Source organism: Ferruginivarius sediminum, from assembly GCF_003344765.1.
GTDB lineage: Bacteria > Pseudomonadota > Alphaproteobacteria > Kiloniellales > Rhodovibrionaceae > Ferruginivarius > Ferruginivarius sediminum.
On sequence record NZ_QPMH01000018.1, the window covers coordinates 61,449 to 71,810 of the forward strand.

The following is a 10,362-nucleotide window of genomic DNA, read 5'->3' on the forward strand; positions in this document are numbered from 1 at the left end:
CGTTTTGGCTCTAACCGCCCGTTCATTCAGCATGTACGGGGCTGCCGCTTTCGCTTCCGCATCGTATCCGGAAGTGGATAGAGCTTGCTCCTCGTTGCCGTAATATACAGCCTGTACATGCGTATCGTGCCACCGGGCTGCGGTGGAAGCCTGACTTGCACAGCCGGGAGCGACACTTTGGCAAGCGCGTCGAATACGGCCGTATCGGCTTCCAATGCACCCGGCGGGAGCGGCCAGCTGGCCATGGAGTCCGATCCGCAGGACGGTTGGTTGCTACGGCTCAGCGGGGACTGGACGATCTCTGCCGGCTTGCCGGGTATCGAACCGGTGGAGCGAACGCTCGACCAGCCCGTCGTGCCCGCCCGCCTCCACATCGACGCAAGCGGTGTCGGAAGATGGGACAGCGCGCTGGTGCGCTTCGTCATGGCAACCCTGGAAGCCGCCGCGCAGCGCGATATCCAGGTGGAGACCACGGGTCTGCCCGAGGGTGCCCGGCGGCTGGTGGAAATGGCGCTCGCTGTCCCGGAACGCGCAGGCGCGCGACGCGTGGCCAGCAAGGCGTCGTTCCTGGAAAGCGTGGGCCTGGCGGCGTTGAACACCGCGTCGGGCGGGCATGCCGCCGTCACCTTTCTCGGCGAGTGCGCCCTTATGTTCGTGCGCTTCCTGACCGGTCGGGCAACCTTTCGCCGCGTCGACCTGTGGCTCGCGATCCAGCAATGCGGCGCCGAGGCCCTGCCGATCGTTACCATCATCTCGCTTCTGGTCGGCCTGATCCTGGCCTTCGTCGGCGCCGTGCAGCTTGAGCAGTTCGGTGCCGAGATCTATGTGGCCGACTTGGTCGGCATCGCCATGACCCGCGAGATGGCCGCGATCATGACCGGGATCGCGCTGGCAGGCCGCACCGGCGCCGCCTTCGCCGCCAACATCGGCACGATGCAAGGCAACGAGGAAATCGACGCGCTGCAGACATTGGGCATCTCGGCGATGGACTTCCTGGTGCTGCCGCGCATGCTGGCGCTGATGCTGATGATGCCGCTGCTGACGATTTACGCCGACGCCGTCGGCATTCTGGGCGGCTGGCTGGTCGGCGTCGGGATGCTGGATATCAGCAGCACGGCCTATCTTCAGGAAACACAGGCGGGCGTCGGGCTCACCAACGTCGCCATCGGCGTTGCCAAAGGCACGGTGTTCGGCGCGGTCGTCGCCTTTGCCGGCTGCTTGCGAGGCCTGCAGTGCGGGCGCAACGCAGCCGCCGTGGGCCAGGCGGCAACCTCGGCCGTGGTGACCGGCATCGTGTGGATCATCGCCCTGGATGCCGTCTTCGCCATACTCACCAACATCCTGGGGATATAAAGCGACATGGCAGAGGCGACGCCGCGCATCGCAGTCCGCAACCTGACGCTGGCCTTCGGGACATTCGTGGTTCAGCGCGACCTCGACTTTGCAGTCGCGCCCGATGAAGTCTTCGTCATCATGGGTGACAGCGGCTGCGGCAAGTCCACGCTAATGAGAGCAATGATCGGTCTGCTGCGTCCCGCGAAGGGCGACGTGCTCTACGACGGCCAGAGCTTCTGGGGTACCAGCGACGAAACCCGCATGCGCCTCAACCGGCGTTTCGGCACGCTGTTCCAGTCGGGCGCACTGTGGAGTTCGATGACACTGGCGGAAAACGTCGGCCTGCCACTGCAGCAGTTTACCGGCCTGTCACCGAAGCAAGTGGCCGAGATCGTCACGTTGAAGTTGGCCCTCGTCGGCCTGCGCGGGTTCGAGGACTACTACCCCTCGGAGATCAGCGGCGGCATGCGCAAGCGCGCCGGGCTGGCTCGCGCCATCGCGCTGGACCCCGACATCCTGTTCCTGGACGAGCCGTCCGCCGGCCTCGATCCGTTGAATTCGCGGCGGCTGGACGACCTGATCCTGGAGCTGCGGGATTCGATGAACGCGACCGTCGTCGTCGTCAGCCACGAGCTGGCCAGCATCTTCGCCATCGCCGACAACTCGGTCTTCCTGTGTGCCGAGGCAAAGGCCGCCATCGCCCATGGCAATCCGCGCGAACTTGTCGAAACGGCGGAAAGCGCGAAAGTGCGGGAGTTCCTGAAACGCGGCGCAACCGAAGTCGCGGCCTAGCCGTTACGGCACAGCCCCAGAGGCGAGGTCTGAGATGAGCGCGAAACCTAAACCGGCCCTTATCGGCGGCTTCATCGTCGGCGCCCTGGCGCTTCTCGTCCTCGGTCTCGCATTCTTCGGCAGCGGCAAGTATTTCCAGCAAACGACCACGGCCGTTTCGCACTTCGAGGGGTCGTTGGCAGGGCTTCGCGTGGGCGCACCAGTCAATTTCCGCGGCGTGCAGATCGGCGAAGTCGCCGAGATACGGCTCGTCTATGACCCTGAGGCCGTGGCGACGGACATTCCGGTCGTCATGGAACTGCGCCCGGCTATCAGATCGGCAATGCTGCCAAGCCGTGAGGAAGTCCAGCAACTGATCGACAGAGGCCTGCGTGCCAAGCTTGTGTCGCAAAGCTTTGTGACCGGCCAACTCACCGTCGAACTCGATCTCCTACCAAATACGCCCGTGGTCCTGCACGAAACCGATCCCGATCTGATCGAGATACCTACGGTCCCTTCCGACATTCAGCAGGTCCGGAAGACGCTTGAGGAGCTCGACATCGAAGGGTTGGTGGCTTCGACGTCCAGCACGATGGAATCGCTCGACGCCCTGGCGCGCTCCGCGGAGGAAGCTAAGATGGTCGAGCGCCTCGCGAAGGTCATCGACGATCTCGATACCCTCATCAACGATTCGAACGCGCAATTGGCGGATATGGCGGGCAATATCAATGCCGCCGCGGAATCCGTCCGCGGCCTCATGATACAGGGCGGAGATACCATGGGCCGGCTGGAGGACAGCGTGGACGGAACGCTGTCGGATACGCGGGCCACTGTCCGCTCAGCCGACGCCGCCGCCCGCAAGCTCGCCAGCACCCTCGATCAGGCGAGCACGACCCTGAAAACCGTGGAGCGGGCCCTGGACCCCGCCGCGCCGATGGGTCGCGACCTGCGCCGCTCCATCGTCGAGATCGGCGCCGCCGCGCGGTCGGTGCGGGCGCTGGCGGACGTTCTGGAGCGCAACCCCAATGCGTTGTTGACCGGCAAGAAATGAGAAAGCGCAACGCCATGTATTCCTGGCGCCCGGCTATCCTATTGATCCTTGCTTTCATTATCGCTGGCTGCAGCGAGAGCCTGCCGTCGCGCTACTACGTCCTCAATACGATGGCGCCACCCGGCGGCTCCAAACCATCCGAAGGTCGGACGCTTGCCATACCTCGCGTGGAACTCCCGGAATACCTGAACCGACCGGCCATCATTCGCCGCGAGACTCAGAACCGCCTCGACTTGGCCCAGTTCGAGCAGTGGGCGGAGCCGCTGGACGTCAACCTGACACGCGTGATGACCGAGGACCTCGCCTATCTGCTTCAGGGCGACGGCTTCGTCGTCGTTCCCTCCGGGATTGCAGATGCCGAGTTGACGCTTCTCATCGAGTTCCTGCGCTTCGAGCGGAGCGCCGAGGGAGACGCGGTGCTCGCCGCGCTCTGGCGGCTGCGTGACGCGGTGACCGGGGAGCAGTTGATCCTGCGACGCTCCAGCTACCAGCGGCCGGTGGATGGAAGCGATTTCGACAGCCTGATCTCCGCCATGAACCGCCTGACGCACCAGCTAAGCCACGAAATCGCGAACGTCATCACCGATTCCGTCAGCTAGACTATCCGTGGTGATCAGGCCCGCTTGGCGAACTCGCCCGCGACAAGGGAGAGGCTGAACAGCACCGTGGCGCAAACCACCATCGCCGGGCCTGACGGCAGGTCCCACTGGATCGACGCGAACAGGCCGCCGACCACGGCGACGACGCCCGCCCCGACGGCGGACACCGCCATGGCCTCGGGCGTGGACGAGAAACGCCGCGCCGCGGCCGCCGGAATGATCAGCATCGAGACGATCAGCAGAATCCCGACGACCTTCATGGCAATGGCGACGAGAATCGCCAGCATCAGCATGAAGGCCAGCCGTACCGGTAGCACAGGAATACCCTCGGCGGCCGCAAGCTCGGGATGCACCGATATCATCAGCAGCGGACGCCAGAGCGGCACGAGACCGGCCAGCATCGCCGCACCAGCGCCGTATATCCACCCGAGGTCACCCCATCCGACCGCCAGCACGTCGCCGAACAGGTAGGTGAGCAGATCGACCCGCACGCCTTCCAGGAAGCTGATGGCGACCAGGCCCAGCGCCATCCCCCCATGCGCCAGGATGCCCAGTAGCGTGTCGTCCGCCAGCCTGCGCTGGCGCTGCAGGAACACCAGCATCAACGCGACCGCCACCGCCGCCGCGGCGATACCGAACATTGGATCGATGCCCAGCAGAATGCCCAGCGCGATGCCGAGGAATGCGTTGTGCGCCAGGCTCGTGCCGAAATAGGCCATGCGGCGCCAGACCACGAAACAGCCCAGCGGCCCGGCGACAACCGCGATTCCGAGGCCGGCGAGCAGCGCGCGCTGCAGGAACTCCGCCTCCAGCATCATTCGCGCTCGCTCCCCGTCTTGCGCTGCGGCGTCCCGTCCCGGTTCAGCGGGACCACATTGCCGTGCGCGTCATGCCCGTGGTCGTGCGCGTGATGGTAGATCGCGAGCGCACGCCCGGCATCCCGCCCGAACAGCTCCCGGTACTCGGGATGCCGGCTGACCGCCTCCGGCTCGCCATGGCAGCAGACGTGGTGGTTCAGGCAGACGACATGATCGGTCGAGCTCATCACCAGGTGCAGGTCGTGGCTCACCATCAGCACCGCGAAACCGTGCGCCCGGCGCAACCGGCCGATCAGGTCGAAAAGCGCGATCTGGCCACCGACATCCACACCCTGCAGTGGCTCGTCCAGCACCAGGACGTCCGGCCGGCGGAGCAATCCCCGGGCGAGCATCACGCGCTGGAACTCGCCGCCCGACAGAGCCTGCAACTCCCGGTCGATGGTATAGCCTGCCCCCACCTCTTCCAGCGCGTTCTCGATGTCCGTCCGCGAGCGGCGCTTGGGCAACGACAGGAACCGTCGCACGGTCATCGGCAGGGTCGGGTCGATCGCAAAGCGCTGCGGGACATAGCCGAAAGTGACGCCGCGGCGGCACATCACCCGGCCCCGCGTCGGGTTCAACAACCCAAGGACCACGCGCAGCAGCGTGGTCTTTCCCGCACCGTTCGGCCCGATCAGCGTGACGATCTCGCCGGCGTGGATGTTGAGGTCGACGTGCTTCAGGACCTCCTGGCCGCCCAGCCGCACGCTGACGTCGGAGACTTCGATCAGCGGGGGTGTCTCAGTGGGCAACGCGCGCCCCTCCTTCATCGGCGCATGCCGGGCAGAGCCCACGCAACTCGACCGTCTGCCCCTCCAGCCGGAAGCCGAGACGTTGCGCGCCCGCCCGGATAGCGCCGTCGATCCGCCGGTCCTTGAGTTCAGCCGTGGCCCCGCAGCCCCGGCATATCAGGAAGTATCCAGCATGCGGCCGGCGCGGCTCGCTGCAGCCGACGAAGGCATTCAAGCTTTCGATCCGGTGGATCAGGCCCTGGTCCAGCAGGAACTCAATGGCCCGGTAAACGGTCGGAGGTGCCACACGGCCCCGCTCCCGCGAAAGCTCATCGAGAAGCTCATACGCACCGACGGGTTTGCGGCGCGACCAGATCAGCTCGAGCACGCGTCGCCGGAGCGGCGTCAGACGCGCACCCTCGCGCTCGCACATACTCTCGGCCACGCTCAAGGCATCCACGACGCACTTGCGGTGGTCGTGCTCGTGCTGATCGAACGCCGTGACGGCATCCGCTTCGGTCATGGGGCATCTCCGGCAGGCTTGACTCATGAATGTTATATCGTATCGTTTTGCCGCCCTCAAGGCATGAAACCGGCTTCCGGAGGCTCCCATGCGCAGGCTTGGCCGCATCGCGCTCCAGGCATCGATCCTGCTTGCGGCATCGCTGACGACATTCGGCTCGGCGGCGGAGCCATCCGTCGTTGCGAGCATCAATCCGGTCCACAGCCTTGTCGCCGGTGTGATGCAGGGCATCGGCCAGCCGCGCCTGCTGGTGGCCGCCGGCCAGTCGCCTCACACCTATTCCCTGCGGCCATCCGAGGCCCAGGCCCTGGAGAATGCCGATCTGGTCGTCTGGGTCGGCCCCAGCCTGGAACCCTTCCTTGAGCGACCGGTCGCCAACATTGCGCGGCCGTCTGCTTCGTTCCGACTTATGCACGTCGATGGTCTGAGGCTGCTGCGTATCCGCGAAGGCGGCACCTGGGAGGGGCACGCCCACGACGAGGCGAACGCGCTGGCGGATGAGCACGAGCATGCGCATGAGCACAGGCACGACGGAGAAGAGCGCGAACACGATGGTCACGCGGTGCAGGGGGTCCCGGATCAAGAAGTCGATCCCCACCTCTGGCTCGATCCCGACAACGCGCTGGTTCTCGTCGATGCCATCGCCGCGCGCCTGGCCGAAGTCGATCCGGCCAACGCCGACGCCTACCGGCGGAATGCCGCGGAGATGCGCCAGCGTATCCGCAAGACGGAGGCGGAGGCGCAGCGGATCGTCGCCCCGGTCGCGGACATTCCCTTCGTCGTCTTCCACGACGCCTATCAATATTTCGAGCGCCACTACCGCCTGAATGCAGCCGGCTCTATCACCCTCAGTCCCGACCAGCGGGCCGGCGCCCGCCGACTGATCGAGATTCGCGCCAAGATGGCCGAACTTGGCGCGCGCTGCGTGTTCCGGGAGCCGCAGTTCGCGCCGGATCTGGTAGCGACGGTTATCGAGGGAACCGACACCAGGGTCGGCGAGCTTGACCCGTTGGGCATTGCGCACGAGCCGGGGCCCGAGGCTTATCCGGAAATGCTCCTGGACCTCGCCCGCAACCTGTCGGCGTGCCTGCAAGGCGAGAGCTGAACGAAGCCGCAACGGGCCAGCACCATCGTGTCCGGGCGGGCATTTAAGAGGCGGACAACGCGCCTTAACGCTTGACTTCCGCCCCCCGGACCGTCATCTAAGGCATACGGTTTTCTCGCGATCACGCGGTGTACGGCTCCGGCTCGTTCTGGCCCGAGGCTGTCTTTCATCCCGAGACAATCCCCGACATAGCCCGTTCGTTCCAGAAGCGTGTGGAACAAACCCAACGCGCCGCCATACGGCAAGCGCGCCCGCATGCATTGCCGGCGCCGCGTACGGCGCAGAAGGATATTGATTTTGACGACTCAAACGACTTTCGCCGACCTCGGACTCGACCAACGCCTCCTGGGCAACCTGGCGGCGGAGAACTACTCGGCGCCCACGCCGGTGCAGGCGCAGACCATACCGGCCCTGCTCGACGGCCGCGACGTGCTTGGCGTGGCGCAGACGGGAACCGGCAAGACCGCCGCCTTCTCCCTGCCCCTGCTGCACCGCCTGGCAGCCAATCGCCAGCGTCCGGCGCGCGGCGGCGCACGCGCCCTGGTGCTGGCACCAACGCGTGAACTGGCCGTGCAGATCAACGAGGCCTGCCGCACCTATGGCCGCTCGCTGGGCCAGCGCACTGCCGTTGTCGTCGGCGGCGTGCCGAAGGGCAAGCAGGTGCGCGCCCTGTCCCGCGGGGTCGATATCCTGATCGCGACGCCAGGCCGCCTGATGGATCTCATGAACGATCGCAGCGTGCAGCTCAATCAGGTGACCACGCTGGTTCTCGACGAGGCGGACCGGATGCTCGACATGGGCTTCATCCACGACGTGCGGAAGATCGCCGGCATGCTGCCGGACGGCCGTCAGTCGATGCTGTTCTCCGCCACCATGCCGCGCGAGATCGAGAAACTGGCGAACGAGTTGCTGAACCAGCCGGTTCGGGTCGAGGTCAGCCCCCAGACCCCGGCGGTGGAGCGCATCGACCAGCGCGTCTTCCACATCGCCCAGCCCGAGAAGCGCGGCCTGCTCTCCAAGCTGCTGCGGGACCCGGAACTCTCGCGCGTCATCGTCTTCACCCGCACCAAGCACGGCGCCGACCGCTTGGCCCGGCAGCTTGAGACCGACGGCGTGGAGACCGGGGTGCTGCACGGCAACAAGACCCAGGGCGCCCGTCAGCAGGCGTTGACGCAGTTCCGCAACGGCAAGGCCCGCGTCCTGGTGGCAACCGATATCGCGGCGCGCGGGATCGACGTCGATGGCGTCACCCATGTCGTCAACTATGAGTTGCCGAACGTGCCGGAAAGCTATGTCCACCGCATCGGCCGCACCGCGCGCGCCGGGGCGGAAGGTGTTGCGCTGTCGTTCTGCGACCCGTCCGAGCAGGTGCACCTGCGCGGCATCGAGAGGCTGACGAAGCAGCGTCTCACGGTCATTGGCGACGCTCCCCGCCGCGCCCCGCGACAGGCCGACAACCGAAAGAGCGAACGCCCAGCCAACGGCAAACCCGGCCGCCCGAAGCGTCGGCGCAACGCGAATGGCCAGAGCAACGGCCGGCGCATGGACGCCGAGCGCAACGCGGCATAGCGCTTCCCCCTACCCGTCTACCCACTTTATCCACGGCCGCGCCGCACGCCCCTGAATCGCGTGCGGCGCGGCTTGTGCTTCAAATTCACTTTCCATCATGCGACCCTGGCTGTACTGGCCAAGCCGAAACGGCACAGCAGGACAGCAGGGAGGTCGTCATGGTGGATGTCACGGTGAACACAAACGTTCCAGCCGCGGTTCAGGAGGTCTGGGAAACTATCGGCAAGTTCGGCGCGCTGGCCGACTGGCACCCCGCGATCTCGTCCAGCGAAACGGAGGAAGGCGGCAAGAAACGGCGTCTCATCCTCGTGGACGGCAGCGAGATCGTCGAGGAACTGGTCGAGAAGGACGACGGCAGCCGCACCTATACCTACACGATGACGCAACCCGGACCGCTGCCGGTCCAGAACTACAAGTCCACCATCAAGGTCGAGGACGACGGCAAGGGCAACAGCAAGGTCACCTGGTCCGGCCACTTCGATCCCACCTCGGACCCCGACGAGGCCCGCAAGGCCATAGAGAACGTCTACCAGTCGGGGCTGGACAACCTCAGGAAGATGATGGGCGGGTGAACCGCTCGGGGTCCGGCGTCGAGTAAAGCGGGTGACGATTTAAAGCCAATTCAAAAGTTGCCCCGGACGGCCCCGGGGCGATGGTGAACCACTGGTGTGCCGCATACGGCGGCTGTGAGGCCGTTCGCTTTAACGACACATCTTCCTGCAAGCTAAAATCCGATAGTTGTTTGGAGACGTCATGCCAGATACATCAGCGCCCGTAAGTCCTAAACCTCACGTCCAGGCCCTCACGGAGTCGCAGATCGCCGAGTACGACGAGCAGGGGTTCATCATCGCACGCGGCATTCTTCCAGCCGACCTTTTGCAGGAACTTCAGGATGTTACAAGCGCGCTTTGGGAGAAGGGACGCCAGATTTCCGGGTCGGACAACTACTACGACATCGCCCCTGGCCACACGGCAGAGACGCCGCTGATCCGGCGCATCTCGCGCCCCACTGAGTTGCACGATGTCTACGTGAAGACCGCCTTCGACTCGGTTGTAGGCGATCTTGCCGCGGACCTCCTGGGCGGTGCAGTGAAGTTCTATCACAGCAAGATCAACTTCAAGCTGCCCGGCAGCAAGGCATCCGACGTCCAGTGGCATCAGGACTGGCCGCATTTTCCGCACACGAATTTCGACCTGCTGGCTGTCAGCGTCCCGATGCACGCCCGAACCCGCGACAACGGCTGCATCAAAGCGGTCCCAGGCAGCCACCGACGAGGGCCCTTGAGCACCTGGCGTGACGGCACCTATGTCTTCACCTGCGAGGACAGCATGACCCTCGATGACTTCGCGAACGCGGTCGACCTGGAAGCGGAACCGGGCGACGTGATCATCCATCACGGTCTCGCCGTGCACGGCTCGAAACCGAACCCGACGGATTCGCTCGTTACGACCTTGACGATCCAGTATGCCGCGGCGGACGCCTTCGCGTTCACGGCGCCTGTTATCGACAGCATCCACCGCAACGCCATGGTGCGCGGCGAACCGGCAAGCCATGCGCGCCTCGTCGCAGGGGACATCGAGCTTCCGCCGGATTTCAGCGGCGGCTACAAGTCATTGTTTGCATCCCAGGACGAGGCCAAGCGCTGAGCTTTGTCCCATCAATTCCGGCAAACGAAAAATGCCCGCGAACGGCCTCCGCTCGCGGGCATTTCGTAACCGGCCGGTCAGGGCCGCCTTGGCATCTGACGTTCGCCGCTTAGGCTGACGTTGGTAGCGACGTTGTTACTGACGTGAGCAAGGCGGGAGCGGCTGGATGCGGCA

General features: G+C 65.3%; 11 protein-coding genes. 8 read left to right on the forward strand and 3 right to left on the reverse strand.

All coding sequences use genetic code 11. The features are described 5' to 3' along the window. Positions 1-243: 243 nt before the first annotated feature. The 4 genes from DRB17_RS15795 to DRB17_RS15810 are packed head-to-tail and all read left to right on the forward strand — an operon-like array spanning position 244 to position 3,756. Positions 244-1,353 (forward strand): ABC transporter permease, encoded by a 1,110-nt coding sequence (locus DRB17_RS15795; protein WP_114583190.1) that lies wholly within the window; start codon positions 244-246, stop codon positions 1,351-1,353. Between the two features lie 6 nt (positions 1,354-1,359). Continuing rightward, positions 1,360-2,127 (forward strand): ABC transporter ATP-binding protein, encoded by a 768-nt coding sequence (locus DRB17_RS15800; protein ID WP_114583191.1) that lies wholly within the window; start codon positions 1,360-1,362, stop codon positions 2,125-2,127. 34 nt (positions 2,128-2,161) lie between these two features. Next, complete coding sequence (locus DRB17_RS15805) at positions 2,162-3,157, forward strand: MlaD family protein (RefSeq protein WP_114583192.1); 996 nt, start codon at positions 2,162-2,164, stop codon at positions 3,155-3,157. Beyond that, the gene (locus DRB17_RS15810; RefSeq protein WP_114583193.1) at positions 3,154-3,756 is read left to right on the forward strand and encodes a PqiC family protein; all 603 of its coding nucleotides are present in this window, start codon (positions 3,154-3,156) and stop codon (positions 3,754-3,756) included. The genes DRB17_RS15805 and DRB17_RS15810 overlap by 4 nt, the downstream gene beginning before the upstream one ends. Positions 3,757-3,770: 14 nt before the next feature. On the opposite strand, the gene DRB17_RS15815 is transcribed toward DRB17_RS15810, so the two are convergent. The 3 genes from DRB17_RS15815 to DRB17_RS15825 are packed head-to-tail and all read right to left on the reverse strand — an operon-like array spanning position 3,771 to position 5,867. Then, positions 3,771-4,574 carry a metal ABC transporter permease gene (locus tag DRB17_RS15815; protein ID WP_338322702.1) on the reverse strand — a complete coding sequence of 268 codons (804 nt, stop codon included), beginning with the start codon at positions 4,572-4,574 and terminating at the stop codon, positions 3,771-3,773. Continuing rightward, complete coding sequence (gene znuC / locus DRB17_RS15820) at positions 4,571-5,365, reverse strand: zinc ABC transporter ATP-binding protein ZnuC (RefSeq protein WP_241503865.1); 795 nt, start codon at positions 5,363-5,365, stop codon at positions 4,571-4,573. The genes DRB17_RS15815 and znuC overlap by 4 nt, the downstream gene beginning before the upstream one ends. After that, the gene (locus DRB17_RS15825) at positions 5,355-5,867 is read right to left on the reverse strand and encodes a Fur family transcriptional regulator (protein WP_114583196.1); all 513 of its coding nucleotides are present in this window, start codon (positions 5,865-5,867) and stop codon (positions 5,355-5,357) included. The genes znuC and DRB17_RS15825 overlap by 11 nt, the downstream gene beginning before the upstream one ends. A gap of 88 nt (positions 5,868-5,955) precedes the next feature. Here DRB17_RS15825 and DRB17_RS15830 point away from each other — a divergent pair, with 88 nt between their 5' ends. The 4 genes from DRB17_RS15830 to DRB17_RS15845 all read left to right on the forward strand — a co-directional run bounded on the left by DRB17_RS15830 (position 5,956) and on the right by DRB17_RS15845 (position 10,188). Continuing rightward, the gene (locus tag DRB17_RS15830) at positions 5,956-6,972 is read left to right on the forward strand and encodes a zinc ABC transporter substrate-binding protein (RefSeq protein WP_114583197.1); all 1,017 of its coding nucleotides are present in this window, start codon (positions 5,956-5,958) and stop codon (positions 6,970-6,972) included. Positions 6,973-7,269: 297 nt separating this feature from the next. Continuing rightward, positions 7,270-8,541 carry a DEAD/DEAH box helicase gene (locus DRB17_RS15835; protein ID WP_241503866.1) on the forward strand — a complete coding sequence of 424 codons (1,272 nt, stop codon included), beginning with the start codon at positions 7,270-7,272 and terminating at the stop codon, positions 8,539-8,541. 158 nt (positions 8,542-8,699) lie between these two features. Next, positions 8,700-9,113, forward strand: a complete 414-nt coding sequence (locus tag DRB17_RS15840) for an SRPBCC family protein (RefSeq protein WP_114583199.1) — start codon at positions 8,700-8,702, stop codon at positions 9,111-9,113. A 181-nt stretch (positions 9,114-9,294) separates the two neighbouring features. Then, a complete protein-coding gene (locus tag DRB17_RS15845; protein WP_114583200.1) occupies positions 9,295-10,188 on the forward strand; it encodes a phytanoyl-CoA dioxygenase family protein in 894 nt (297 codons plus the stop codon). Positions 10,189-10,362: the final 174 nt, after the last annotated feature.

Excerpts from the sequence above, each read along its gene's own strand:
- DRB17_RS15795 (WP_114583190.1), top strand. The coding sequence starts at position 244 with ATGGAGTCCGATCCGCAGGACGGTTGGTTGCTACGGCTCAGCGGGGAC.
- DRB17_RS15800 (WP_114583191.1), top strand. The coding sequence starts at position 1,360 with ATGGCAGAGGCGACGCCGCGCATCGCAGTCCGCAACCTGACGCTGGCC.
- DRB17_RS15805 (WP_114583192.1), top strand. The coding sequence starts at position 2,162 with ATGAGCGCGAAACCTAAACCGGCCCTTATCGGCGGCTTCATCGTCGGC.
- DRB17_RS15810 (WP_114583193.1), top strand. The coding sequence starts at position 3,154 with ATGAGAAAGCGCAACGCCATGTATTCCTGGCGCCCGGCTATCCTATTG.
- DRB17_RS15815 (WP_338322702.1), bottom strand. The coding sequence starts at position 4,574 with ATGATGCTGGAGGCGGAGTTCCTGCAGCGCGCGCTGCTCGCCGGCCTC.
- DRB17_RS15825 (WP_114583196.1), bottom strand. The coding sequence starts at position 5,867 with ATGACCGAAGCGGATGCCGTCACGGCGTTCGATCAGCACGAGCACGAC.
- DRB17_RS15830 (WP_114583197.1), top strand. The coding sequence starts at position 5,956 with ATGCGCAGGCTTGGCCGCATCGCGCTCCAGGCATCGATCCTGCTTGCG.
- DRB17_RS15840 (WP_114583199.1), top strand. The coding sequence starts at position 8,700 with ATGGTGGATGTCACGGTGAACACAAACGTTCCAGCCGCGGTTCAGGAG.
- DRB17_RS15845 (WP_114583200.1), top strand. The coding sequence starts at position 9,295 with ATGCCAGATACATCAGCGCCCGTAAGTCCTAAACCTCACGTCCAGGCC.